Origin of the sequence: Alicycliphilus denitrificans K601, from assembly GCF_000204645.1 — a bacterium.
GTDB classification, from domain to species: Bacteria; Pseudomonadota; Gammaproteobacteria; order Burkholderiales; family Burkholderiaceae_C; genus Alicycliphilus; species Alicycliphilus denitrificans.
On record NC_015422.1, the window covers coordinates 3104349 to 3128124 of the forward strand.

Genomic DNA, 23776 nt, shown 5'->3' on the forward strand with positions numbered 1-23776 from the left:
TCGCGTGCTTCGCACGACCGGACACGCTGGAGCTTGCAGGGAGAGAAGCCATGACCAATCGCCGCGACGATGATTTCCGCATCCGCCCGAACCCTCCAAAGGCCCCGAAGAACCGGGGCCAGGGCTTCGTCTCAAAGGTGCTCAAGCAGGCCGGCAAAGCCAGCAGCGGCAAGTCCTCGATGCGTCGCGCTGGCGGCAGTGGCAAGGGCGCCGGCACCGGCCAGCGGCCCGGCTGGCGCCTGGGGCGTGGCCACACGGCGGCGCGCTTCGCGGGAGCGAAGCTGACGCCCATGTCGCGGCGCGTGACCATCAAGACGCTGCTGGTCAATCAGCAGCGGGCCAGTCCGCAATCGCTCGCCAAGCACCTGCGCTACATCGAGCGCGATGGCGTGGGCCGCGATGGCGAGCCGGGCCAAGCCTACGGGCCGCAGACCAACGAAGCCGACCTCGACGCGTTCAAGGAACGCTGCGCCGACGACCGGCACCATTTCCGCTTCATCCTCTCGCCCGAGGACGGCGCAGAGCTGGAAGACCTGAGCACCTACGCGCGGCACCTCATGGGCCGCATGGAGGCCGACCTGGGCACGGGCCTCGATTGGGTGGCCGTCAACCACTGGAACACCGACAACCCGCATGCGCACATCGTCGTGCGCGGGCGCGACGACACCGGCAAAGACCTCATCATCGCGGGCGACTACATCGCCGATGGCTTCCGCCATCGTGCCGCCGAGTTGGCGACCGAATGGCTGGGGCCGCGTACCGAGCTGGAGATCCAGCAAGCCTTGCAGCGGGAGGTGGAACAAGAGCGGTGGACGAGCCTGGATCGCACACTCAAGCGCGAAGCGGACGACGAAGGCCAGGTACAGATCGAGCGCTTCAACGAGCCGAAGCTGCAACGCCAGCGCCTGCTGCTGATCGGCCGCCTGCAACACTTGCAGCGCATGGGCCTGGCCGACGAGACGCAGCCGGGCACCTGGGCTGTCCATGCCGACGCGGAGAAGACCTTGCGCGCCCTGGGCGAGCGCGACGACATCATCAGCACCATGCAGCGGGCCATGCGCGGCGAGCCGCGCGAGTTGGCGGTGTTCGAGCCAAGTGACGGTGGCCGCACCATCATCGGCCGCGTGGCTGCGAAGGGGCTGGCCGACGAGCTGCGCGACCGTGGCTATCTGATCATCGACGGGGTGAACGGCAAGGCCCATTACGTCGCGCTTAACGCCCGCGACGAGCTGGCGAACTATCCCGCCGGTGCGGTGGTGGAGGTGCGCGGTTCCGCCGAGGTGCGGGCGGCCGACAAGAACATCGCCGAGCTGGCGAGTGATTGCCTGTATCGCACCGATCATCACTTGGCCATCGAACAAGGCCGGGCCAAGGCCGGACGCGACCCGCAGGAAGTCGTGGCGGCCCATGTTCGCCGACTGGAAGCCCTGCGCCGCGCCGGTATCGTGGAGCGTGTCGCCGAAGGTCTATGGAAGGTGCCGAACGACCTGCCCGAGCGTGGCCGCCAGTACGACGCGCGGCGCCTGGGCGGGGTGGCCATGGAACTGAAATCGCACCTGCCCATTGAGCGGCAGGCCCGAGTCATTGGGGCCACCTGGCTCGACCAGCAGTTGATCGGCGGCGGCAAGGGGCTGGGCGACCTGGGCTTTGGCGGCGAGACCAAGGAAGCACTGCAGCAGCGTGCCGACTTTCTGGTCGAACAGGGGCTGGCCGAGCGGCGTGGAAAGCGCGTGATCCTGGCGCGCAACCTGCTGGGCACGCTGCGCAATCGGGAGCTGGCGCAGGCCGCTAAAAACATTGCTGCTGAAACCGGCCTGGAGCATCGCCCGGTAGCCGAAGGGCAGCGTGTGGCCGGTATCTATCGGCGCAGCGTGATGCTCGTCAGTGGGCGCTACGCGATGCTTGACGATGGCATGGGGTTCAGCCTGGTGCCGTGGAAGCCGGTGATCGAGCAGCGGCTTGGGCAGCAGCTTGCCGCCACGGTGCGCGGCAGCGGGGTTACTTGGCGGGTTGAGCGACAACTTGGAATTTAATGGCATCAAGTGATTTGGGTGGGTACGGTCGTCCAACCCGCGCGATGCTGCTCGGTGATGTGCTCCAATGCCACGATCCACGCCGGGCTGTCATTTAGACAAGGGATGTAGTCAAACGCCTGCCCTCCAGCTTGTAAAAACGTGTGCCGCGCTTCTATGTTGATTTCTTCAAGTGTCTCCAGGCAGTCGCTGACAAAACCCGGGCACATCACTTCCACGCTACGGGTTCCGGCCTTGGCGAGCGCTTGCAGCGTCGGCTCGGTATAGGGTTGCAGCCATTGGGCGGGGCCAAAGCGAGATTGGAAAGTCACCGTGTACTGCTCGGGCTGCAGTTGTAGCGCCTGCGCCAAAAGACGGGCCGTGTTGCGACACTGGTCGGCATAAGGGTCGCCCAGCCGCACGTTGCGCTCGGGAATGCCATGGAAACTCATCACCAAATGCTGTGCGCGTTGCCCTTTGCGCTCCCAGTGCGCACGCACGCTACCGGTCAGGGCCGCGATGTAGTCGGAGTGATCGTGGTAATCGTTGACAAAGCGCAACTCCGGGTACCGGCGTGAGCGCCGTACCCAGTCCGCGACACCGTCGAACAGGCTGGCCGTGGTGGCAGCCGAATACTGCGGGTACAGCGGCAGCACCAACACCCGTTGCACCCCCGCGTCCAGCAGCGCCTGCAACTGAGTGCCAACGGCCGGTTGGCCGTAGCGCATGGCGGGCAGTACCGGCGCTGGCAGGCCGGATTCACGCAAGCGCTGGCCCAGCAACTCGGCCTGGCGCTGAGTCCACACCGCCAGAGGTGAACCGGCATCGCTCCACACCGATGCATATTTCGCCGCCGACCGGCGTGGCCGAACACGCAAGATGACGCCGTGGAGCAGCGGCAGCCAGAAGAGGCGCGGAATCTCCACCACCCGGGGATCCGACAAGAATTGGGCCAGATAGGGACGCAAGGCCGCCGGCGTGGGCGCGTCGGGGGTGCCCAAATTGCACAAAAGCAAGCCGATAGGTTTTTCTGTTGCCATAAATGCAGCGCCCTGCTGGCGCCGAAAGCTTGAATTAAGCCGCACCGCGAAGCGGCGTCGGCTTGAATAAATTGTTAGCTGCGCGCACGCCGGTAGTGCATAGCGACTGCACCGCTGGAGAGCGGCTTAGCAAAGGCAAGGTCGAGCCGTCGTGTGCTGGCCAGCCCGCCTTGGTACAGCGTTGGGCCGTGGCCGACGATCCTAGGGTGGACGAGGAACATGTATTCGTCGATCAGGTCCAGCCGATCCAACTCAGTCGCGAGCGAAGCACTTCCAAGCAGCACACCGGCCGGGGTCGCGTCTTTCAGGTTCTGCACGCCCGTTCTTAGGGCGCCCGCGATGTGGTGGCTATTGGCCCACGGAAAGTCCTCGCGCGTCGAAGAGACCACGTACTTCGGCTTGGTCTCCAACTTGACCGCCCACTCGCGGAGCGCTGGCGGTGCCTCCACGTCGCCTCGCGCGACTGCGGGCCAATAACTTTCCATCATCTCGTAGGTAACGCGGCCCCAAAGCATCGCCCCACTTTCGTCCATGAGGCGGGTGAAAAAGGCGTGTGTCTCGGCGTCAGCGATCCCCTCCCGGTGGTCGACGCAACCGTCGAGGGTGACGTTGATGCTGAAGGTCAACAATCCCATAGCTCCGAATTCCTCATAGCGGCTGACTCAAAAATAAGCTGCAGGAAGATACCGCAAATCAAGCATTTGTCAGTAGCAAGGGCGACCATGCGCCCTGTGCATACCGCAAGAAGCCCGATTTATGGAAGCGCCACAGGTGCAACCACCCGTTGTCCAGCAGTTGCCGGACAACGGCGTGCTTTGCAATCACTGCGTCGATGGCTGCCTGGGGAGCGTCGATGATCACGGTGAGCCGCAAGGGTTCGTGTACCCAGCGCTGGTCATCATGCAGCGACTGGCGGGACAGGCCGATGCGCAAATCGCCGCCGTTGCCCTCGAAGACGCCCAGTGTTCCACCCACCACGTTGTGCAGCACCTTGTTGCCGCTGCCCAGCCGGCTGGGGTCACAGGTGGAGGCGTGGTATTGCCAGTTGATCCAGTGGGTGACCAGCATCGGCGCGGTCATCAGCAGTTCCAGCACACTGCCATCGCCATCTAAGTCGGTGTCGTAGTCGTGCAAGAAACTGCGCCCGCCCAGCGCCGCGCCCTGGGTGCGGTGGCGCGGCGCGATCACAAAGGACGCGTTGCCGGCCAGCCCCCATTCGGGCCGCGTTTGCGCGCCGTCGTTGGCCCGGCGGCGCAATTGCTGCAGCAAGGCACCGTGCGGCGCGCGCGGATCCAGCTGCAAGGCAGGGGCCCGCTCGCGCCGGACCTGGTCGCCGGCGTGGGCCAGCACGTCCTGCAGGCACTCCCACCGCCGGCGCGCCGGCGTCGGCAGCAGGTCCAGGTCGAAGCCCTCGATCTCGTCCGTGGTGGTGTTGTGCAGGCAGGCCATGAAGGTGGTGCTGTCGGGGATGGCGACACCCGCGCCGCGCAGCCCTTGCCGCACGGCCGGGTCGTTGAGCAGCAGCGCCAGGCTGCGGGCATTCACCTCGCCGGTCTGGCCGCAGCACGCGCCGCAATCGAGTGCGGCCGCATGCGCGTTGTTGGCCGACTGGCTGCCGTGCCCCACCAACAGCACCAGCGGCGCCAGGTGCTGCTCCAGGCCCATGGCATGCAGCACCCGGGCGGCCAGCGCGACCTTGGCGTCCAGATCGAGCCCCGCCAACTGCGGGCGGCACACAGCGCGGTAGCGAGCGGGCAGGCCCTGCAGGTCGTCTCTGGCCCGCTCTTGCAGGCGGGGTTGCAACCAGCCGCCCAGCTTCCCGAGGTAGCCCACGCCCACGGCCTCGACATACGAGAACGCCGCCCCCGGCCAGCGACTGGCCGCCTGCCACCGGTCGGCCAGGGCCAACCGGCTTTGGCGCATGCGGCTCGCGGCCTCCTGCAGCACACCGTCTGCGGCGCGGTCGGCCGGGTCGGCGCTCAGCACCTGGTCGGTGACTTCGATAGCGGGCGCGAGCAGCCCGGGCAACTGCGGGCGCCGCGCTTGCGAAGCCAAGGGCGTGTAGGCCACCGGCAGGCCGAAGAAACCGGCAAAGCCGAGTGTCTGGATGCCGGGCCACACGGCTTCCAGCGCGCGCCGCATGGGTTCGCTGCGCACGTCGATGCAGAAGGCGGCCTGGACTTCGATGTCTTGCGGCGGCACGTGTGCTCCGCTGACGCTGCAGAGGCGCTGCGCCAACTCGCGCTGGTAGCCGACTTCGAGGGCCAGTTGCCAGACTTCATCCACCCGCAGAGCGTGTTCCGCGTTCCTGAGCACCTGCGGGGCTATGCTCCAGGCTTGGCGCAAGGCGGTGAACGCGTCGCGGCTGGCCGCGTCGTCTTTGCATTCCAGGAGCAACACGCCCCAGGCCAGGCGGATGGCCAGGAGTTGGCGCAGGTGCAGGTCGGTGCCGCCCTCCAGCCCCGCCTGCCAGCCCAGGTAGGCACACCAGGAAGCCCAGCCGTTGACGGTGAGCAGCACCGACTCCAGGTAGTCGGCCCAGACTTCTTCGGGCAGGCCCAGGCGCTGGAGCACCCAGCGTTCGGCGTCTTCGGCCCGGGCGGGCAGCGCATCCACGGCCGCACCCAGCGTGGGCAGCCCCATCAGCAAACCAATACTCTGGTCATGCTGCAACGTGTCGCGCCAAAACGCGTACAGGCCATGCGCGCGCTGGGGCTGCCAATCGGCCTGGTGCGCATCGAAGTAGGCGGCACAGGTCTGGCTGACCTGGTGCGTGATGGCCTGGCGCCAGCTGAGCCGGTGGTGGCGCAGGGGGTAGTTGTCCAGCACATCGATCAGCAGCGGCAATTGCGCCACGGGTTGGGGCGATGCCAAGGCCTCGACGCACTGCTGGGGCGTGATGCCTTGCGCCTGGGCCTGCGGCAGTTGGCGCAGAGCCAGGGCCAGGTCGGCGGGGCTGATCCGTCCGGTCTGCCAGGCGCGCTGCTGTTCGCTGCGCGGTGGGAAGACCTGAATGCCGCCCAGCGCTGCCATGCGCGCGGCCACCTGGCGCACCGGCATGCCAATGCGTGACCAGTGGGGATTGACGGCGATGGCCCGATCCAGCGGCCATGCGGGGGCAATGGCGCGGCAGGCCTGGGCGCATGCCTGGTCGATCGCCTCGTGCACGGCGTGCAGAGTGTGCGAATGGGTGCTGTCGGCGGCTGCTCCCTGCAAGGTGCCGGGCGGGACGTCAATGGTCAGGGTGTTCATGCTGTGGTTCTCCAAGGTATCCGGCGTCAGTCGGTGGCGGCGATTGAGGGGGCGATGGGCCGCGTGCGTGCCGCGGGTGCAGCCACCCAGCGCGCGGGCCACCACTGCAGGGCCCAGCGGGTATAGGCTTCGTCCACGTAAAAGCCCGCGTAGCTCCAGCGCCTCCAGCGTTCCAGCAGCGGGGGCTTGGTTTGCAGCAGCGCCAGGCCGATGTACAGCACAGCCATGCCGGCCAAGGCCACCGGCCCCCCGGCCGCGTGCGGGGCATCCTTAAGTCCCAGGGGCAGCAGGTGCGCGGCATAGGCCGCCAGCGTGAGACCGGCCACCAGCAGCATGCCGGCGATGAGTTGGCCTCCGCGCGCGGCCACATGGGTCGCGCCGGCCAAGCTGCCGGACATCCACAGCAAGGGCGCCCATGCCAGGCCCAGCAAGGCGCTCCACCACCAGGGCCAGGCCCCTTGGTGCACCAAAGCCCCCAGGCCCAGCACTATGCCCGCGGCAAGCACGGGGGCGGCAACCACACTCAACGCGGTAGGCGCGCCTGCGCTGTGCAGGGCTTGCAGCCGGGTCTGCCGTACCACGGTGGAGGCCGACAGGAAGGCATGGGCCTTGTAGAGCGAATGGCCGATGAGATGCAGCGCCGCGAGCGTGTACAGGCCCAGCGCGCACTCCAGCAGCATGAAACCCATCTGCGCCACGGTGGACCAGGCCAGCCGCACCTTAATGGTAATGCGGGTGAGCATCACCATGCCCGCCAGCACCGCGGTCACCAAACCAAAAGCCAGCAGCAGCCCGCGCGCCACGGCGGCGTGTTCCAGTAGCGGCGCAAAGCGAATCAACACGAAGCCGCCCAGGTTGACCACGCCGGCATGCAGCAGGGCCGAAACCGGTGTCGGCGCTTCCATCACCTGGATCAGCCAGCCGTGCACGGGCAGCAAGGCCGTGCGCAGCACCACGGCCAGCACCAGCATCACCGCGCTGGCGTGCAATGGCGCGCCCATCCCCTGCTGGGCAATATGCAGCCACAAGGCCGACAAGGCCCCGCTGCCCACTTCCAGCCAGGCCAGCGCGGCGGCGCCCAGCAAGAGGGCGTCGGCCAGACGGTCTGCGATGCGTTTCTTGAGTGCGGCCAAACGGGCGAAGGGCCGGTCGGGGTAAAAGCACAGCAGGTGCTGCAAGGCCAAGCCGACGCCTGCCCAGGCCGCGATGAGCAGCAGCCAGTGGTCGGCCAGCAGCAGCAGGTGCACGCAGGCCAAAACCGCGGCCAGCATCACGATGTAGCGGCGCTGCCCGGCTTCACCCTGCAGATAGCGTGACGAAAAGCTGCCGATCACCGTGCCCAACCCCTGAACCAGCGCCGCCAGGCAGAGGCTGAACACCGACGCGGCGGCCCACCCGCTCCAGGGCAGGCGGTAGGCGCCGGAAATCAGAGCCACCACCGACAGGGCCAGGGCCGCGACGGAGAGCGCCTGGAACCCCTTCCAAAGCATGGCGGTGGGCCAGGACGAAAACCGCGCCGCCACGGCCACCGTGGCCATCAATACCCCAGGGGCCAGCACATTGGCCCCGTGCAGACTGTGAGAAAAATCCATCGGAGGCACCCTTTGTAAAACGATGGGCCCGATGGTGCTTTCCGCATCACGTTCTGTAAAATATATTTATAAGAACTTTTTAATATTAAAAAAAGAACAATGAAGCTGCAGCAGCTGAACTTTCACCACCTGTTTTATTTCTGGCGCGTGGCCAAGCTACAGCACCTGACCCGTGCGGCCGAAGAGCTCAACACCTCGCAATCGGCGGTGTCGGCGCAGATTCGCCAACTGGAGGAGCGCATCGGCGAGCCGTTGTTCGACCGCGAGGGGCGCAGGATGGTGTTGACCGCCACCGGCCAGCTCGTGCAGGCCTACGCGGAGAACATCTTTGGCCTGGGCCAGGAAATGCTGGGCCGTCTGCAAGGCCAGGCGGCCGGCATCACGCGCTTGCGTGTGGGCAGCGTGGCGACCATGTCCCGCAACTACCAGGAAAATTGGCTCCGCCCTTTGCTGGCAGACCCGGGCGTGACGCTGACCCTGGAATCGGGTGTGCTCGAAGGCTTGATCGAACGCCTGCTGCAGCACCAGCTGGACGTGGTGCTCGCGAACGAGACGGTGCCCGCCCACCCCGATCGCCCGCTGCACTGCCGATTTCTTGGCAGCCAATCGATTTCGCTGGTGGGCCCCGCCAGCCGGTGGCACTCGTGCAGCCTGCGCATTCCGAACGACCTGGACGGGCTGGATCTGGCGCTGCCTGGCCCGCGCCATGCCGTGCGCGCGCAATTCGATGCGCTGTGCCTGTCGGCGGGCGTGGCGCCCCGGCTGCGTGCCGAGGTAGACGACATGGCCATGCTGCGCCTGATTGCGCGCGACAGCGGCTGGCTGACCGTGCTGCCCGAGGTGGTGGTGCAGGACGAACTGCGCGCCGGCGTGCTCGTGACGGTGGGCCAGTCGCCCGACCTGCGCGAGAGCTTCTATGCCATCACTGCGCCGCACCGGCACCGCATCGACTTGCTCGAGCCGCTGCTGCGGCCATCCGCCGACCTGCCGGCTGCAGCGCATTCGCCGCCGCCCTGACTGCGCCGACCCCTTCACGACCCGCACGATGAAGGCGCCGATTACTACGGTGAGCACCGCAGCCAGGGTCCAACGCCAAAAACAGCGTCCATGCCGGACAGCCCCCCCGATCCGCCCAGCCCCGGCAGTGCTGCACGATGCTGCTCACGCTTGGCGCGCGGCTGCTGCGCCGCGCGTCTTCCACAGCGACACCAGCACACCGCCGACAATCAGGCCCGTCGTGATGCCCAGGCTCCACGGCGCGGGAATCTTGCCCACGATGTTGACCAGGAAAATCTTGCCCCCGATGAAGACCAGTACCAGAGCCAGCGCGTATTTCAGGTATGCGAAGCGATGGATCATGGCCGCCAGCGCGAAGTAGAGCGCACGCAGGCCCAGGATGGCGAAGATATTGCTGGTGTAGACGATGAAGGGGTCGGTGGTAATGGCGAAGATGGCGGGAACGGAGTCCACGGCGAACACCAGGTCGACGAACTCAACCATGCACAATGCCAGGAACAGCGGCGTTGCCCAGACGACGGAGTCGCCCCGAACCGGATGCGGCGCGCGCACGAAGAAGGCATTTCCATGCAACGCTGGCGTTACGCGCAGGTGCCTGCGCAGCCAGCCGAGCAAAGGGTTCTTTGCCAAGTCCGGCGTGTGGTTGGCCATCCAGAGCATCTTGATGCCGGTGAACACCAGAAACGCACCAAACAGGTAGAGCGTCCAGGAAAACTGCGTGACCAGAGCAGCACCGAGGCCGATCATGAGCGCGCGCAGCACGATCACGCCCAGGATGCCCCAGAACAGCACGCGGTGCTGGTACTGCCGCGGTATGGCGAAGAAGGAAAAAATCATCGCGATCACGAAAACGTTGTCCATGGACAGCGATTTCTCGACCATGAAGCCCGTGAAGTAATCGATGCCGCTCTTGGCCCCCAGCTGCCACCAGAGCCAGCTGCCGAACAGCATGGCGGCGCCGATGTAACCGGCCGACAGCCACAGGCTCTCTCGCACACCGATCTCGTGGTCGTCGCGGTGCAGCACCCCAAGGTCGAACGCCAGCAGTGCCACCACCACACTGACAAATACCAGCCACAGCCACACGGCTTGGCCCAGGAAGGGAGTGTTCAGGAATTCAGTCATGGTTATGCGTGTGTGCAAGTGCGCATGGGTGCGCGGATGGAGGTGCTGTCACCCGTCAGCGCAAGGGCGCCGCTGCGGGGGGCGCGGCCCACAGGGCAGCGGCGAGGGCCATCAGGCTTTCCTCGGCGCCGGAGACATGTGTGTCTGCATGGGCCACTTCCCTGCACAGCGCCAGCGTCTGGGTACGCAGCGCGGGGTCGTCCACATCGGCCAGCAGCAACCGCAGCAGGCCTTCATCGATGTGCCCGGCGCTGCCCCAGGGCCCGAACGCGCTGCTCACCAGGTCTTCCGAGAGTTCGCGCAGCACGCGCGCGCTCTGATCCGTAGTCAGGCCCAGCCAGTTGCCGGCGTGCTGGCGGTACATTGCCGCCACCTCGCTGTGGCTGACATGGCCGTCGGCGACCATGATGAGGGCCACGATGCGTGTGGCGGCCTCAGGGCTGTTGCGCGGATAGCTTCGCATGGAAATCTCCTGGTCAGGGGAAAAAAATAGGGGTGTTCGGGGGTGTGCAAACGGTTTGCGGGCGCTCAGTCGAACAGCTCGTTGAGCCAGGAAGACCTGCGCTTGCGGCCTGCCGGTGAGCGCGCAAGGGATCCGTTGCCATGGGCGGGCTCGTATTCGTTCTGGGCGCGCTCCAGCAGCTTGTCGAGCTCGCCGCGGTCGAGCCAGACGCCGCGGCATTGCGGGCAGTAGTCGATCTCGATGCCGCTGCGTTCGGTGATGACCAGCGTGGCCGTGGGGCAGTGCGGACATTTCATGGCATGTGCTCCTGTGGGTGGTTGCGATGGACGTACTGTAGAAATGGCACGATCAGAAATAAATCAGAAAATGCACGCGATATTTCCGATAAATCGAAACGTTGCTCCTCAACGCACACCATGAACTACAAACATCTGCATTACTTCTGGACCGTGCTGCGCGCCGGTGGCATCGTGCGCGCCAGCGAGCAGCTGCACCTCACGCCCCAGACGCTCAGTGGCCAGATCAAGCAGCTGGAAGAGCGCCTCGGGCAGAGCCTGCTGCGCAAAGCCGGGCGCGGCGTGGAGCCCACCGATGCGGGCCGGCTGGCGATGCGCTACGCCGATGAAATCTTCGCCCTGGGCGCTTCGTTGCAGGAAGCGCTGGCCAGCGGTCGCGACAGCCGGCCGGCTGCGGTGCTGCGCGTAGGCATTGCCGATTCGGTACCCAAGGCGGTCGCGTTTCATGTGCTGGAGCCGGCCATGGCCCTGGCCGAGCCGCCGCGCCTGGCCTGCCACGAGGGCGGCTTGACCAGCCTGCTGGGCGAGCTGGCGGTGCACCGGCTGGACCTGGTGGTGTCCGACGTGCCCGCGCCATCGAGCCTGAGCGTGCGCGTCTACACCCATCTGCTCGGGCGCTCGCAGCTCGCGTTTTTTGCCGCGCCCCGGTTGTTGCGCGCGACAAGCTGGACGGCGCGGCGCGCGCGCCAGGCGTTTCCGGCCTGCCTGGCGGCCATGCCCATGCTGCTGCCCGGCACGCCGGCGGCGCTGCGTCCGCGCCTCGATGCGTGGCTGCGCCAGCACGCACTCACGCCTCCGCTGGCGGCGGAGTTCGACGACAGCGCGCTGCTCAAGGCGTTTGGCCGCGAAGGCCAGGGCTTCTTCGCCGCGCCAGCGGTGCTGGCGGACGAAATCGCGCAGCAGTACCAGGTGGAATGGCTTGGTACGGCGGATGATCTCGTAGAGGAGTTCTACGCGATCTCGGTGGAGCGGCGCATCACACATCCGGCTGTATCCGTCATCACCGCCACCGCGCGTGGCAAGCTGTTTGCACGGCACCCGCTGTGACGGCAGCGGCGCGTGCAGGCAACCGGCACGTCGGGGTTGGCGGGATGGTTATTACTGGACAAGAGTCGCTGCACGACAATGAAACCGTCGTCTTTCCCACGAATGCTGCATATGACTGGTCGTGCATTGGCCTTTTTGCTCGTTCTTTCTCACCCGATGGCCTTCGCGGGTGTCCCCAGTGCCCCGCCGGCAAAGACTGCTATCGCAGCCGCAGCGGGAGAGCAGGCCGTGTTTGGTTGTCCGGCGGTGCTCAGGCACACGTTTCCCAGATTGCAAGATGACAGCCCGCAATCGCTGTGCCAGTACAAGGGTAAGGTGATCCTGGTGGTCAATACGGCCAGCTATTGCGGGTTCACGTACCAGTACCAGGGGCTGGAGGCGCTGTTTCAAAAGTACAAAGATCGCGGGCTGGTTGTCCTGGGCTTCCCGTCGAACGACTTTTTCCAGGAGAAAAACGATAACAAGGAAATCGCTGACTTTTGCTACAACACCTATGGCGTGATCTTCCCGATGTTCGCGCGTTCTGCCGTGCGGGGATCCGATGCCAACCCACTCTATAAGCAGCTGGCGCAGATGACTGGCAAGGCGCCGGGGTGGAACTTCAACAAATACCTCATTGACCGATCGGGGGGTGCGGTCACTCACTACCCGAGCACGGTCGAGCCAGAAAGCACCGTGTTTCTGGGGCAGCTGGAGAAACTGCTTGCCAAACCCTGATGGGGCGCTGAGCAATTACAGGCGCTGACCACGGGTTTCGCCCCCTCCCAGGATCAGCGCAGCTAACGCTATGAATTTCGTAGTAGTTGCCCCAGGGCCGTTGCCAGCTGGGGATAGCGCCAAGCAAACCCTGCCCCCTGCGTGCGGCGCGGCACCAGGCGCTGGCCACCGAGCAGGAGCACGGACATTTCGCCCAGCGCCAGGCGCAGTGCCCAGGCCGGTGCAGGTAACACGGCCGGGCGGTGCAGCGTGCGCGCCAGGGTCTGGGTGAAGTCGGTGTTGCGCACCGCCTCGGGTGCGCAGGCGTTGTAGGGGCCGCTACAGGCGTCGTTGTGCAACAAGTGGTCAATGAGAGCCACCTGGTCGTCCAGATGGATCCAGGGCATCCACTGCTGGCCGCTGCCCAGGCGCCCGCCGAGGCCCAGCTTGAAAGGCGGCAGCAGCCGCGCCAGCATGCCCCCCTGCGGGGCCAGCACGGGCGCGGTGCGCAGCAGCGCCACGCGCACACCCCACTGGCGCGCGCGCTCGGCCTCTTGCTCCCAGGCCACGCACAGGCGGCTGCCGAAGTCGGCGTTGCCCGGCGCGCTGTCTTCGGCCAGCCATTGCTCGCCGCCGTCGCCATACCAGCCGACGGCCGAGCCTGATAGCAGTACGTGCGGCGGCGTGGCTTGCTCGCCCATCCAGTCGACCAAGGCGCGTGTCAGGTCCACACGACTGCGCCACAGCAGATCACGCCGCGCAGCGGTCCAGGGGCGGTCTGCAATCGGCGCGCCCGCCAGGTTGATCACGGCGTCCAGCGGCGCGCTGCCATTAAGCGCTTGCAGCTGCGCGATGCCCTGCGCGCCGCTGCACAGGCGCGGTACTTGGAGTGGGTTGCGGCTCCAGACCCATAGTTCGTGGCCCTGGCGCTGCCAATGCCGGCATAGGGCTTGGCCGATCAGGCCGGTGCCGCCGGTGAGCAGAATGCGCATGGTGCGTTTCCTTCCAATCGCTGTGGGGGTTACCAGGGCAGGCGCTGGCCGTCATAGGCCCAGAAGCCTCCGCTGTCCTCGGGCTGCAAGCCATCGATCACCGCCAAGAGGTCGCGCGCAGCGTCGCGGGCAGGCCGCCAGATCTGCGCACCGCGAAACGGGGCCGAGAGCGCCGAGTCCACCGTGCCCGGGTGCAGCGCCGCGACCACCGACTGCGGGTGGGTACGGGCCAGCTCGATGGCCGCGGTCTTTACCACCATGTTCAGCGCCGCCTTGGAGGCGCGGTAGCTGTACCAGCCACCCAGGCGGTTGTCGCCAATGCTACCGACCTTGGCTGAAAGCACCGCGAGCACGCTGCGCTCGCCGTGTGCCAGCTGCGGGGCGAAATGCGCCAGCGCCAGGGCTGGCCCAATGGTGTTGACGGCAAAGCTGGCCGCCATGTGCTCGGCACTCAGGTCTGTCAGACGCTTTTCGGGATTGCCCGTGGGACCTTGCAGCATGCCTGTGGCCACCAGCACCAGGTTCCACGGGCCTTGTGTAAACAATGAGTGCGCCGCCTCGGCAATGCTAGCCGGGGCGTCGAAGTCCACAGCTGGCGTGCTGGAGCGCCCCAGCGTGAGCATCTTTGCGCAGTATGGGTCGTCTCGCAATTGGGCGGCCAGTGCACCACCGATAGCGCCTGAGGCGCCCAGCACCAGCGCGCGGTAGCCGGCGGGTAGTGATTGCATGGAGTGTCCTTTCGGGTGGCGGGGTCAGAGCGTGTCCAGCCGTTCGCGCAGATGCCCGGCTTGCGTTCGCAGGGCCTCACGCTCGACGTCGGGCATTTTTTTCAGCTGGCGGTACACCAGCGCCAGGCGCGGGTTGCCTTGCAGCATCGGGGCGTGGCGCTCAAAAAAATCCCAGTACAGGGCGTTGAAGGGGCAGGCGCGCGCGCCGGTTTTTTGCTTTGGGTCGTAGGCGCAGCCCTGGCAGTAGTCGCCCATGCGCTGCAGATAGGCGGCGCTGCTCACATAGGGCTTGGTGGCAATCACGCCGCCGTCGGCGCGCTGGCTCATGCCCAGGGTGTTGGGCAGCTCCACCCATTCGAAAGCGTCGATGTAGATACCTAGATACCAACGGTGCAGCGCCTGCGGCTCCAACCCGGCAAGCAGCGCGAAATTGCCGATCACCATCAGCCGCTGGATATGGTGCGCGTGCGCCGTTTGCAGCGACTGCGTGATGGCCAGATGCAGGCAGCGCATGTGCGTGTCACCGCTCCAGAACCAGCGCGGCAGCGAGGTGTGCTGAGCGAGGGCGTTGTGCGACGCATAGCCGGGCATGTGCGCCCAGTAAATGCCGCGCACGTATTCGCGCCAGCCGACGATCTGGCGTACAAACCCTTCCACCGCGGCCAGCGGCGCCTGGCCCGCGCGCCAGGCGGCCTCGGCGCGCTGCACTACCTCCAGCGGCTGCAGCATCTTCACATTGAGTGCAAACGACAGCAGCGAATGGAACAGGCGCGGCGCCTGCGCCGCCAGTGCATCCTCGTAGTCGCCAAAGTGCGGCAGCGCCGTGTCGATGAATGCATCCAGGCAGGCCAGGGCTTCGCTGCGGTTCAGCGGCCAGCGCAGGGCGGCCGCTTGCGGGTCGCCAAAACTCTGCACCCCGGCGCGCTGCACCATGCGCCACAAGTCGCTGTGGTCGTGACGGGGGCGCCAGTCGGCCGGCTCGGGCGGGGTGCCGGGCCAGCGTTTGCGGTTGTCGTGGTCAAAGTTCCACTTCCCGCCTTCGGGGGCGCCATCGGCGTCCAGCAGCAGCTTGCAGCGGCGGCGCATGTGGCGGTAGAAATGTTCCATCAGCCACTGCTTGCGCTGGCCCATCAGCGCGGCGAGCTCGCCACGTTCGGTCAAAAAATGCTCGCTGTTCACCACCGCCCATTTCAGCGGCTGGGCGGCGCCCCAGGTCTGCAGCTGGGCGTCCAGCCGCCATTCGTCGGGCTGCTGCCACTCGATGCATTGGGCGGCGTAGTGCGCGGCCAGCGCCGCCAGGTTGCCAGGGATGGACTGGCGGTTGCTGGGGTCATCCAATGCGACGTAGCGAACGCGGTGGCCGCCGGCGCGCAAGTAGCGCGCAAAGTCGCGCATGGCGGCGAAGATGGCGAGGATTTTCTGCGCGTGGTGCAGCACATAGTCGGTTTCCTGGCGCACCTCCATCAGCACATAGACCACCTGCGCGTCCACCTGGGCAAACCAGCTGTGGCCGGGGTGCAGCTGATCGCCCAGCACCAGGCGCAGGGTGTGGGCAGCCTTCATTCCTGCAATCCCGATGGCGGATGCGGGCCCTTGCGCTGGCGGCGACAGCGCTCGGAGCAGTACTTCACTTCGTCCCACACCTTGGCCCATTTTTTGCGCCAGGCCATCGGGCGCTGGCAACAGGCGCAAAGCTTTGTTGGCAAATCGCCTTTTCGCTGGGCTGTCATGGTGCAATGCTTCAGGGTGAGGTGCGATGCACGGCGCCTTGGCCGTGCACCGCAGACCCACTCAAGGCGCGGGCAAGATCACCTTGTCCAGCACGTGAATGACGCCATTCGAGGCAAGCACGTCCGTGGCGACGATGTTCGACTGGCGTGCGCGCTGGTCGGTGATCGCCAGGGTTGGGCCGACCGTGAACGTTTCACCCTCGACGGTCTTGATCGGCGTGTTGATCGGCACGTCGGCTTTCAGCACCAAGCCGGGAACCACGTGGTAGGTCAGCACCTTGGTCAGCAATGCAGTGTTCGCCAGCAGCTGCGCCTTGGTCACGCCCAACTCCGTCAGCAGCGATGCAAATGCGGCGTTGGTTGGAGCGAACACGGTGAAGGGCCCAGGAGCATTGAGCGTGTCAACCAGACCAGCGGCGGTGACAGCTTCAACCAGGATGCTGAAATCCGGGTTGGCAATGGCCGTTTGCACAACGGTCTTGTCGGCAGGCAAGAGCACCTTGTCGACGGCGTGAACGACGCCGTTGGAGGCGGCGATATCAGCCTGGACGATATTGCTGGTGCGATTGCGCCCATCCGTGATCACCAAGTTGGTACCGACCTTGTCGATCTTGAAAAATCCGCCTCCAACCGGATGGATGGCTTTGCCCAGCGGAACGGCGCTGCTCGGGACTTGCCCGGCCACGACGTGGTACTTGAGCACGGCGGTCAGCAGCGGCTTGTTGGCCAGCAATTGGTCCTTGGTCACACCGAGTTCACCGAGCAGCGCGGAAAACGCGTCGTTCGTGGGCGCAAACACGGTGTACGGGCCGGGTGCGGTCAGGGTGTCGGTCAGGCCCGCCGCCTGCACAGCCTCGACCAAAATACTGAACCGGCTGTCGCTTTGAGCAACCTGCACGACGTTACCGGGGTGGTCATCGCTACTACCACAGCCGGTGACAAACGCCAGCAGCAAAACGCTGAAAATTCCTGTAATCCAACGTAGCATGATGGTTCTCCAAAGTGCTGAAATCAAGCAATGGGTGAGAGAGTGGAATTCAAGCTTTCATGGTTTGAATGGCTGTCTCCTTGAATTGAAATTGAAAAAAACCAGGCTTACAGATCCAGACATCGCTGCAAAGGCGCTGATGCCCCGCGGTTGTTTCGGTTGCGCAGATGGGCGCCGTGCCGCGAGCCATGCTTTTCCACGATCGCCGCCTTGGCCGCCCGTATCGGCTCCTGGTTGCGCAGGGCGTGTATGCGCGCCTTGGCGGCCTTGGTGGCGCTGGCCAGATCGACCAACGGCGCCGCAATGTCCTGCCCCACGCGCACACCGCAGCGCGCTTGCACGTCGGGCGCCATGCGCCAGGGCTCGAACAGCCAGGCATCGGGTACGCGCCGCAGCGCCGGCAGCCAGCGGCGCACGAACACGCCGTGGGGGTCGTGGTCTTGCGCCTGCTTGATGGGGTTGTAGACGCGGGTGGTGTTGATGCCGGTGGTGCCGGCCTGCATCTGCATCTGGCTCCAGTGGATACCAGGCTCGTAGTCCAGAAACTGCCGCGCCAGCCACAGCCCCACGGGGCGCCAATGCAGCCACAGCGGGTAGGCGGCCACCGACACCAGCATGGCGCGCATACGGAAGTTGACCCAGCCGGTCTCGCGCAACATGGCCACGCAGGCATCGACAATCGGCCAGCCGGTCTGGCCGGCCTGCAGGGCGTCGAAATGGGCGGGGTTCCATGCGTATTCGCGCAGGCCGTCGTAGCCGCGGTGCAGGTTGCGCCACTCCAGTTCGGGCTCGGATTCGAGCTTCTGGATGAAGTGGCAGTGCCAGTGCATCCGGCTCATGAAGGCGGCCAGGCCCTGGCGCAGGCGCGCCGCCCGCGGGTCATCCGCGGACTTGAGCTGCACTTGCCGCAGCTGCGTGGCCTGCACCACTTCGCGCATGCCCAGGCAGCCCAGCGCCAGGTACGGCGACAGGCGCGAGCAGGCCGTGGGTGCTGTCAACGGAGACGAAATGCCGCCCCGATACCAGGCCCCGCGCATGTGCAAAAAATCATGCAGCACCTGCTGGCCCGGCGTGCGCCCGCCACGCTGGCGCTGGGGTGGATCGTGCGCGTCGGCCAGCTCCATGGTCTCGGGCGCGGGCCAGGTGTCGCTCCAAGGTAAAGAAATAGATCGCAGGCTGGCCGGCAGCGGCGGCGGCAGGCAGGGCGCCTGCATATGCGCCTGCCACAGACCGTGCCAGCGCTCGCGCGAGGGCAGGCGCCGCACCACGCCGTGCTGCGGCCATTCCTGCCAGGCCACGCCCTGCCGGCGGCACCAGCGGGCTACGGCCAGATCGCGGGCATAGGTGGCACCGTTGCCGGTTTCCTCGTGCGACACCAGGCGCGCAAAGGGCTGCAGTGCGTGCAGCCGGGCCAGTACCTCTGGCACCTCGCCCAATGCCAGCTGCAGCCGCGCGCCGCAACTGCGCAATTGCTGCGCCAGGTCGCGCAGGCTCTCGCGCAGAAACTGGTAGTGCTGCAGCGCACTGTCTGGCTGCGCCCACAGGCTGGGCTCCACCACGTACAGGCACAGCACCGGCCCATGCGCGGCCGCGTGCACCAACGGCGCATGGTCGTGCACCCGCAGGTCGCGCTTGAACCAGACGACGGTGTAGCTCATGGCACGCCTTCGCTCAATGCGCTGGATCCTGGCGCTCGTGCGGCACCCAGATCAGCGACGAGGTATCGACGCCCAGCGCCTGCGCCCGCGCCACGATGGCTTCGCGCTGCGCGGCGGGCAGCTGCTTGTCGCGCGCCAGAATCCAGCAGTAACTGGTGTCCGGCCCCAGCACCAACGCCCAGCGGTAGTTCGGATCCAGCGCGGCGACGTGGTAGCCGCCGTAGAACGGCCCGAAGAAGGACACTTTGAGCGAGCCCGTAGTGGGCGCACCGGTGAACCGGGCCTTGCCCACGGCCTCGCGCCATTGGCCGGTGGCGGGCGCATAGCCGCGGTTGACCACGCGCACGCTGCCGTCGGCCTGAACCGTGTAGCCGGCCGAGACATTGGTCATGCCGCGCTCGAAGGCGTGATCGAGCCGCGCCAGCTCGTACCAGCGGCCGGCATAGCGCTGCACGTCAAACGGGGTGACAGCCGTCACACCGGGCGGCGGGCGCGTGCTGGCGCAACCGGCCAGCAGCAAGGCGCTGCCTGCCAGCAGCAGCGCCAACAGACCCAGGCGCTGGCGGCGTGACAGGGGGGCGCTTGCGCTGGCCAACGTGCGTGCAATGGTGTGCATGGCAAATCCTTCATACGGTCAATGGGCGTGGCGCCACTGCGCCACCAAGGGCTGCAAGCCCGACAAATGCGGTACGGCGCTGACGCCGGCCAGCGGCCATTGGTACAGCGCGGTGCAGGCGCCCCCCACCCACAGCGCGGTGGCCGCCGGCAGTTGGGCGCGCAGCTCGCGCAGGCTGGTCTGCACCACCGCCGCTTTGTGCAGATTGCTGAAGCTCAGCGCCACCACATCGGCCCGATGCGCCAGCGCCGCCTGGGCGATGTCGGTCAGCGGGGTCTGCGTGCCCAGCGACACACAGGTGCAGCCCTCCAGCGCCAACAGCGCTTCGACCATCAGCAGCCCCAGGCTGTGCTGCTCTTGCGGCACGGTGGTGAGCAGCACCTTGGGGCCTTGAGGCACGGGCTGCGGTGCCAGCGAGGCGATCGCATGGCGCAACACGCCGGTGATGACCTCGGTGTACAGGTGTTCTTCAAAGACTTCAAAGCGCCCCTGCGCCCAGGCTTCACCCACCGCCGTCGTCAACGGAGCCACCAGATCGGTCACGAAAGGTGCCAGACCCATGCGCAACTGGGCATGACTGAGGCTGTGCCGCAGGGCGCGCGGGTCGTGCGCGCCAATGGCGTGGAGCAGCTCGCCCATCACTGGGTCGGCGGCAGCGCTATCTGTATCTGTCTTGGACAAATTGGCGACTGACACCGGGACGTGCTGCGTCAACAGGGCCTGCAACGCGGCTTGGTCCAGGCCCACCACCTTGCCTGGGCGCAGGCCGAAATCGAGCAGCCGACTGATCAGCTTGAGCTGCTGCACCTGATCCGCGCTGTATAGCCTGTCGCCGGAGGAATCGCGCGCTGGCGTGGGAAATCCGTAGCGTCGCTCCCACACGCGCAGGGCGTCCTTGCCCAGACCGGTCTCGCGCTCGACGGCGGCAATCGGCAGACCGCCCTCGCTGGATGCGGGCGGTGTCAAGGCAGTCGGAGGTGTTGGGGAGTTCATGGCGAATGGGCTTGGTGGAATTGATTGTCTAAGACAAAATTGTTTTTGTCTAGTACATTACGCCACATGAGCAGCGCAGCCGTGCTGCTCGGGCAAGCACCAGGGATCGGGAAAAGCCATGAAAGTCGCAATCATCGGATCGGGCATCTCGGGCCTGGCGGCCGCGCACCGGCTGCGCGGGCAGGCGCATGTCACGCTGTTCGAGGCGGGGCGCTATTTCGGCGGCCACACCCACACCGTGGATGTGTCCTTGCCCGACGCGCGCGGCCAGACCGTGACGCACGGGGTGGACACCGGCTTTCTGGTGTTCAACGAGCGCACCTACCCCGGCCTGATTGGGCTGCTGGATGAATTGCAGGTGCCCACGGCCCCGTCGGACATGTCGTTTTCCGTCCAGGTGCCGGGCGCGGGCGCGTGGGGCGCCGGGGCGCTGGAGTGGAGCGGCTCCAACCTGGCCACCGTGTTTGCCCAGCGTCGCAACCTGCTGCGCCCGCGTTTTTTGGGCATGCTCTCGGAGCTGCTGCGCTTCAACCGCCTGTGCATCGCGCTGGCCGACAGCGGCCAGGAGCAGGCGCTGGCCCAGCCGCTAGGCGAGTTTTTGGATCAGCATGGCTTTGGCGCGGCGTTTCGCCACTGGTATTTCCTGCCCATGCTGGGCTGCATCTGGAGCTGCCCGACCGACCAGATGCTGCGCTTTCCCGTGGCCACCATGGTGCGCTTTTGCCACAACCATGGCCTGATCCAGGTACAGAACCGGCCGCAGTGGCACACCGTGGCGGGCGGGGCGCGGCAGTACGTCAATGCCATCCTGAACGGTCTGGATGCGCGCCTGGAAACGCCTGTAGAGCGCATTGAGCGCAACGCCGCGGGTGCGTTCATACACGCAGGGGGCCGTACCGAGCACTTTGACGCTATGGTGCTGGCCGTGCACAGCGACCAGGCCTTGCGCCTGCTGGCGCAGCCCAGCGCCGCCGAGCAGCGGGTGCTGGGCGCCATCCGCTACCAGCCCAACCGCGCCGTGCTGCACACCGACACCCGCGTGATGCCAAGGCGCCGCGCCGCTTGGGCGGCATGGAACTACGAACGTGCAGCCGATGGCTCACAGGAATCCGCCCGCGTCTGCCTGCACTACTGGCTCAACCGCCTGCAGCCGCTGCCCTTCGCGCAGCCGGTACTGGTGTCGCTCAACCCGGTGCGCAGCATCGACCGGGCGCAGGTGCTGGGCGAGTTCGATTACGACCATCCAGTGTTCGACCTGGGGGCGCTGGCCGCGCAAAAGCAGGTGCCGCAGCTGCAAGGCGCGCAGCAGACCTGGTTTGCTGGCGCCTGGACGGGTTATGGCTTTCATGAGGACGGCCTGCAGTCGGGCTACCGCGCCGCCGAGGGCCTTCTGGCGCAACTGCGCCGTCGGGAGGCCGCATGACCCAGGCAATGCACTTGACTGCCTCGCCGGGCAACGTGCCCCACATCGGCTTTGGCCATGTCTGGCACACCCGGCTGCGCCCGCGCCGCCACCGCTTCGTCGTGCCCACCTTCTTCCTGCTGCTGCCCATGCGCACGCTGCGCGAGCGGCCCGAGTCAGCGGGCGTGCTGGCGCTCAACCGCGCGGGAGCAATGTCGTTTCGCGACACCGACCATGGCGGCGGCCGCGGCCCGCAGCAGGGCGGCGCACTGGCCTGGCTGGAAGCACTGCTGCAGGCCGAGGGCATTACCGATGCGCAGGGCGAAATCTGGTTGCAGTGCTATCCGCGCGTGCTGGGCTACAGCTTCAAGCCGGTGAGCTTCTGGTACTGCCACCGCGCGGACGGCAGCCTGCGCGCCATTGTGGCCGAGGTGAACAACACCTTTGGTGAGCGGCACGCCTACCTGCTCGACCGCCCGCGCTACGGCCAGGAGCTGCAGGCGCGCAAGGTGTTTCATGTCTCACCTTTTTGCACGGTGGATGGCGGCTACCGCTTTGAATTTCGCCGGGGTGGGGCCGAGGGGCTGCAATCGGCGCGCGTGCGCATCGACTACCACGACGCCGAGGGCCCGGTGCTGCTCACCGGCATGGCCGGACGGCTGGAACCGCTCAACGCCGCAAGCCGTCACCGTGCCCTGTGGCGCTACCCCCTGCTGACGCTGGGCGTGATGGCCCGCATCCTATGGAATGCCCTGTTGCTGTGGCTCAAACAGGTGCCTTTCTACACCAAACCCCAGGTGCCAGCGTCGCCTGTTTCCCGTTCATCTTCATCCAACCACTGACCATGAACACAACCACCACACCGTTTCAACTCCATTTGCCTGCTGGCCTACCTGCCAATGCGCGCCACGGCCTGCGCCTGCTGCAGCGCCTGCAACAAGGTACGCTGCACTTGGAGCTGCCCGACGGCAGCATCCTGCAGCTGGGCCAGGGCAGCCACCCACACGCCAGTCTGCGCCTGCACGACTGGCGGGTGTTTGGCGCGGTGCTGCGCTCGGGCGATATCGGTCTGGCCGAGGGCTATATCGATCAGCAATGGAGCACGCCGCACCTGGCCGACCTGCTGCGCCTGCTGATGGCCAACCGCGACGCGTTGGAGTCCCTGGTGTACGGCGCCTGGTGGGGGCGCCTGGCCTACCGGCTGCGCCACCTGCTCAACCGCAACACGCGCACAGGCAGCCGGCGCAACATCCACGCCCACTACGACTTGGGCAACGCCTTCTACCAGTTGTGGCTGGACCCGAGCATGAATTACTCATCCGCCTGGTTCCAGGGCGATGCGGAGGGTGACCTGACCCAGGCGCAGCATGCCAAGGTGCGCCGGGCGCTGCGAAGCGCCGGCGTGCAACCCGGCAACCGCGTACTGGAGATCGGCTGCGGCTGGGGCGCGCTGGCCGAGATGGCGGCGGGCGAGTTCCAGGCCCATGTGACCGGCGTGACGCTCTCCACCGAGCAACTGGCGTTTGGCCAGCAGCGCCTGCAGCGCGCCGGGCTGGCCGCCCGGGCCGAGCTGCGCCTGCAGGACTACCGCGACATCCAGGACGCTCCGTTCGACGCCATCTGCTCCATCGAAATGGTCGAGGCCGTGGGCCAGGCCTACTGGCCCAGCTACTTTGGCACCGTGGCACGTTTGCTCAAACCCGGCGGGCGCGCCTGCGTGCAAAGCATCGTCATCGACGACGCGCTGTTCGAGCGCTATGTGCAGGGCACGGACTTCATCCAGCAATACGTCTTTCCGGGCGGCTGCCTGCCCAGCCCGGAGCGCTTTCGCGAGGCGGCGCAGCAGGCGGGGCTGCGCGTAGTGGAGGAGTTGCCCTTTGGCGCCGACTACGCCGAGACCCTGCGCCGCTGGCATCGTCAGTTCACCCAGCAGCGCGCCCAGGTGCTGGCGCAGGGCTTTGATGCGAAGTTCCTGCGCACTTGGGAGTTCTACCTCGCCTACTGCGAAGCCGCCTTCGACAGCCGCAACATCGACGTGGTGCAGTTCACGCTGGTGAAAGATTGAAAAAAGATAGCTGCTTGCGGTTGATGCATATGCCTTATCGCCATTTTTCAACGTTGAACTGCTT

The 23776-nt window shown here is 66.4% G+C and carries 22 protein-coding genes; 7 read left to right on the top strand and 15 right to left on the bottom strand.

Features of this window, described 5'->3' with window-relative positions; all coding sequences use genetic code 11:
• Positions 1-50: 50 nt before the first annotated feature.
• The gene (locus ALIDE2_RS14790; RefSeq protein ID WP_013722450.1) at positions 51-2033 is read left to right on the top strand and encodes a relaxase/mobilization nuclease domain-containing protein; all 1983 of its coding nucleotides are present in this window, start codon (positions 51-53) and stop codon (positions 2031-2033) included.
• 5 nt (positions 2034-2038) lie between these two features.
• Here the strand turns inward: ALIDE2_RS14790 and hemH are convergent, their stop codons facing one another.
• The 4 genes from hemH to ALIDE2_RS14810 form a co-directional block, all read right to left on the bottom strand.
• The gene (gene hemH / locus ALIDE2_RS14795) at positions 2039-3052 is read right to left on the bottom strand and encodes a ferrochelatase (RefSeq protein WP_013722451.1); all 1014 of its coding nucleotides are present in this window, start codon (positions 3050-3052) and stop codon (positions 2039-2041) included.
• Positions 3053-3126: 74 nt separating this feature from the next.
• Positions 3127-3687 carry a dihydrofolate reductase family protein gene (locus ALIDE2_RS14800; protein WP_013722452.1) on the bottom strand — a complete coding sequence of 187 codons (561 nt, stop codon included), beginning with the start codon at positions 3685-3687 and terminating at the stop codon, positions 3127-3129.
• A 58-nt stretch (positions 3688-3745) separates the two neighbouring features.
• Positions 3746-6304 carry a YbcC family protein gene (locus ALIDE2_RS14805; RefSeq protein WP_013722453.1) on the bottom strand — a complete coding sequence of 853 codons (2559 nt, stop codon included), beginning with the start codon at positions 6302-6304 and terminating at the stop codon, positions 3746-3748.
• 26 nt (positions 6305-6330) lie between these two features.
• Positions 6331-7896 carry an NADH-quinone oxidoreductase subunit L gene (locus ALIDE2_RS14810; protein ID WP_013722454.1) on the bottom strand — a complete coding sequence of 522 codons (1566 nt, stop codon included), beginning with the start codon at positions 7894-7896 and terminating at the stop codon, positions 6331-6333.
• Between the two features lie 99 nt (positions 7897-7995).
• Between ALIDE2_RS14810 and ALIDE2_RS14815 the strand changes: the two genes are divergently transcribed.
• Positions 7996-8913, top strand: a complete 918-nt coding sequence (locus tag ALIDE2_RS14815; RefSeq protein WP_013722455.1) for a LysR family transcriptional regulator — start codon at positions 7996-7998, stop codon at positions 8911-8913.
• 144 nt (positions 8914-9057) lie between these two features.
• Here the strand turns inward: ALIDE2_RS14815 and ALIDE2_RS14820 are convergent, their stop codons facing one another.
• The 3 genes from ALIDE2_RS14820 to ALIDE2_RS14830 form a co-directional block, all read right to left on the bottom strand.
• Positions 9058-10038 (bottom strand): TerC family protein, encoded by a 981-nt coding sequence (locus ALIDE2_RS14820; RefSeq protein WP_013722456.1) that lies wholly within the window; start codon positions 10036-10038, stop codon positions 9058-9060.
• Between the two features lie 55 nt (positions 10039-10093).
• A complete protein-coding gene (locus tag ALIDE2_RS14825; RefSeq protein ID WP_013722457.1) occupies positions 10094-10501 on the bottom strand; it encodes a tellurite resistance TerB family protein in 408 nt (135 codons plus the stop codon).
• 65 nt (positions 10502-10566) lie between these two features.
• The gene (locus tag ALIDE2_RS14830) at positions 10567-10797 is read right to left on the bottom strand and encodes a TFIIB-type zinc ribbon-containing protein (protein WP_013722458.1); all 231 of its coding nucleotides are present in this window, start codon (positions 10795-10797) and stop codon (positions 10567-10569) included.
• 120 nt (positions 10798-10917) lie between these two features.
• Between ALIDE2_RS14830 and nhaR the strand changes: the two genes are divergently transcribed.
• Together nhaR and ALIDE2_RS14840 are read left to right on the top strand one after the other, a co-directional pair.
• Entirely contained in the window at positions 10918-11844 is a 927-nt protein-coding gene (nhaR, locus tag ALIDE2_RS14835; RefSeq protein ID WP_013722459.1) for a transcriptional activator NhaR, read from the top strand.
• Between the two features lie 111 nt (positions 11845-11955).
• Positions 11956-12561 (top strand): glutathione peroxidase, encoded by a 606-nt coding sequence (locus ALIDE2_RS14840; RefSeq protein ID WP_049791391.1) that lies wholly within the window; start codon positions 11956-11958, stop codon positions 12559-12561.
• A 68-nt stretch (positions 12562-12629) separates the two neighbouring features.
• On the opposite strand, the gene ALIDE2_RS14845 is transcribed toward ALIDE2_RS14840, so the two are convergent.
• The 8 genes from ALIDE2_RS14845 to ALIDE2_RS14875 form a co-directional block, all read right to left on the bottom strand.
• A complete protein-coding gene (locus ALIDE2_RS14845; RefSeq protein ID WP_013722461.1) occupies positions 12630-13532 on the bottom strand; it encodes a TIGR01777 family oxidoreductase in 903 nt (300 codons plus the stop codon).
• 29 nt (positions 13533-13561) lie between these two features.
• Entirely contained in the window at positions 13562-14260 is a 699-nt protein-coding gene (locus ALIDE2_RS14850) for an SDR family NAD(P)-dependent oxidoreductase (protein ID WP_013722462.1), read from the bottom strand.
• A 24-nt stretch (positions 14261-14284) separates the two neighbouring features.
• Entirely contained in the window at positions 14285-15823 is a 1539-nt protein-coding gene (locus ALIDE2_RS14855) for a cryptochrome/photolyase family protein (protein ID WP_013722463.1), read from the bottom strand.
• A complete protein-coding gene (locus ALIDE2_RS24530) occupies positions 15820-15990 on the bottom strand; it encodes a DUF2256 domain-containing protein (RefSeq protein WP_081471090.1) in 171 nt (56 codons plus the stop codon). The genes ALIDE2_RS14855 and ALIDE2_RS24530 overlap by 4 nt, the downstream gene beginning before the upstream one ends.
• A 61-nt stretch (positions 15991-16051) precedes the next feature.
• A complete protein-coding gene (locus tag ALIDE2_RS14860) occupies positions 16052-16978 on the bottom strand; it encodes a fasciclin domain-containing protein (protein WP_013722464.1) in 927 nt (308 codons plus the stop codon).
• A 107-nt stretch (positions 16979-17085) separates the two neighbouring features.
• Positions 17086-18636, bottom strand: a complete 1551-nt coding sequence (locus ALIDE2_RS14865) for a cryptochrome/deoxyribodipyrimidine photo-lyase family protein (protein ID WP_013722465.1) — start codon at positions 18634-18636, stop codon at positions 17086-17088.
• Positions 18637-18649: 13 nt separating this feature from the next.
• The gene (locus ALIDE2_RS14870) at positions 18650-19252 is read right to left on the bottom strand and encodes a lipocalin family protein (protein WP_013722466.1); all 603 of its coding nucleotides are present in this window, start codon (positions 19250-19252) and stop codon (positions 18650-18652) included.
• An 18-nt stretch (positions 19253-19270) separates the two neighbouring features.
• Positions 19271-20245: a MerR family transcriptional regulator gene (locus ALIDE2_RS14875; protein ID WP_013722467.1), complete on the bottom strand. Its 975-nt coding sequence runs from the start codon at positions 20243-20245 to the stop codon at positions 19271-19273.
• A gap of 118 nt (positions 20246-20363) precedes the next feature.
• Between ALIDE2_RS14875 and ALIDE2_RS14880 the strand changes: the two genes are divergently transcribed.
• The 3 genes from ALIDE2_RS14880 to ALIDE2_RS14890 are packed head-to-tail and all read left to right on the top strand — an operon-like array spanning position 20364 to position 23712.
• The gene (locus ALIDE2_RS14880; RefSeq protein ID WP_013722468.1) at positions 20364-21668 is read left to right on the top strand and encodes an NAD(P)/FAD-dependent oxidoreductase; all 1305 of its coding nucleotides are present in this window, start codon (positions 20364-20366) and stop codon (positions 21666-21668) included.
• 8 nt (positions 21669-21676) lie between these two features.
• On the top strand, positions 21677-22489 hold the full coding sequence (locus ALIDE2_RS14885; RefSeq protein WP_041700995.1) for a DUF1365 domain-containing protein: 813 nt from the start codon (positions 21677-21679) through the stop codon (positions 22487-22489).
• A gap of 2 nt (positions 22490-22491) precedes the next feature.
• Positions 22492-23712 (top strand): SAM-dependent methyltransferase, encoded by a 1221-nt coding sequence (locus ALIDE2_RS14890; protein ID WP_013722470.1) that lies wholly within the window; start codon positions 22492-22494, stop codon positions 23710-23712.
• Positions 23713-23776: the final 64 nt, after the last annotated feature.

What these genes read in the sequence shown, in the direction of transcription:
- ALIDE2_RS14855 (WP_013722463.1), bottom strand. Translation starts at nt 15,823, where the DNA reads ATGAAGGCTGCCCACACCCTGCGCCTGGTGCTGGGCGATCAGCTGCAC.
- ALIDE2_RS14875 (WP_013722467.1), bottom strand. Translation starts at nt 20,245, where the DNA reads ATGAACTCCCCAACACCTCCGACTGCCTTGACACCGCCCGCATCCAGC.
- ALIDE2_RS14790 (WP_013722450.1), top strand. Translation starts at nt 51, where the DNA reads ATGACCAATCGCCGCGACGATGATTTCCGCATCCGCCCGAACCCTCCA.
- ALIDE2_RS14885 (WP_041700995.1), top strand. Translation starts at nt 21,677, where the DNA reads ATGCACTTGACTGCCTCGCCGGGCAACGTGCCCCACATCGGCTTTGGC.
- nhaR (WP_013722459.1), top strand. Translation starts at nt 10,918, where the DNA reads ATGAACTACAAACATCTGCATTACTTCTGGACCGTGCTGCGCGCCGGT.
- ALIDE2_RS14820 (WP_013722456.1), bottom strand. Translation starts at nt 10,038, where the DNA reads ATGACTGAATTCCTGAACACTCCCTTCCTGGGCCAAGCCGTGTGGCTG.
- ALIDE2_RS14860 (WP_013722464.1), bottom strand. Translation starts at nt 16,978, where the DNA reads ATGCTACGTTGGATTACAGGAATTTTCAGCGTTTTGCTGCTGGCGTTT.
- hemH (WP_013722451.1), bottom strand. Translation starts at nt 3,052, where the DNA reads ATGGCAACAGAAAAACCTATCGGCTTGCTTTTGTGCAATTTGGGCACC.
- ALIDE2_RS24530 (WP_081471090.1), bottom strand. Translation starts at nt 15,990, where the DNA reads ATGACAGCCCAGCGAAAAGGCGATTTGCCAACAAAGCTTTGCGCCTGT.
- ALIDE2_RS14815 (WP_013722455.1), top strand. Translation starts at nt 7,996, where the DNA reads ATGAAGCTGCAGCAGCTGAACTTTCACCACCTGTTTTATTTCTGGCGC.
- ALIDE2_RS14850 (WP_013722462.1), bottom strand. Translation starts at nt 14,260, where the DNA reads ATGCAATCACTACCCGCCGGCTACCGCGCGCTGGTGCTGGGCGCCTCA.
- ALIDE2_RS14805 (WP_013722453.1), bottom strand. Translation starts at nt 6,304, where the DNA reads ATGAACACCCTGACCATTGACGTCCCGCCCGGCACCTTGCAGGGAGCA.
- ALIDE2_RS14880 (WP_013722468.1), top strand. Translation starts at nt 20,364, where the DNA reads ATGAAAGTCGCAATCATCGGATCGGGCATCTCGGGCCTGGCGGCCGCG.
- ALIDE2_RS14800 (WP_013722452.1), bottom strand. Translation starts at nt 3,687, where the DNA reads ATGGGATTGTTGACCTTCAGCATCAACGTCACCCTCGACGGTTGCGTC.
- ALIDE2_RS14870 (WP_013722466.1), bottom strand. Translation starts at nt 19,252, where the DNA reads ATGCACACCATTGCACGCACGTTGGCCAGCGCAAGCGCCCCCCTGTCA.
- ALIDE2_RS14865 (WP_013722465.1), bottom strand. Translation starts at nt 18,636, where the DNA reads ATGAGCTACACCGTCGTCTGGTTCAAGCGCGACCTGCGGGTGCACGAC.
- ALIDE2_RS14830 (WP_013722458.1), bottom strand. Translation starts at nt 10,797, where the DNA reads ATGAAATGTCCGCACTGCCCCACGGCCACGCTGGTCATCACCGAACGC.
- ALIDE2_RS14810 (WP_013722454.1), bottom strand. Translation starts at nt 7,896, where the DNA reads ATGGATTTTTCTCACAGTCTGCACGGGGCCAATGTGCTGGCCCCTGGG.
- ALIDE2_RS14840 (WP_049791391.1), top strand. Translation starts at nt 11,956, where the DNA reads ATGACTGGTCGTGCATTGGCCTTTTTGCTCGTTCTTTCTCACCCGATG.
- ALIDE2_RS14890 (WP_013722470.1), top strand. Translation starts at nt 22,492, where the DNA reads ATGAACACAACCACCACACCGTTTCAACTCCATTTGCCTGCTGGCCTA.
- ALIDE2_RS14825 (WP_013722457.1), bottom strand. Translation starts at nt 10,501, where the DNA reads ATGCGAAGCTATCCGCGCAACAGCCCTGAGGCCGCCACACGCATCGTG.
- ALIDE2_RS14845 (WP_013722461.1), bottom strand. Translation starts at nt 13,532, where the DNA reads ATGCGCATTCTGCTCACCGGCGGCACCGGCCTGATCGGCCAAGCCCTA.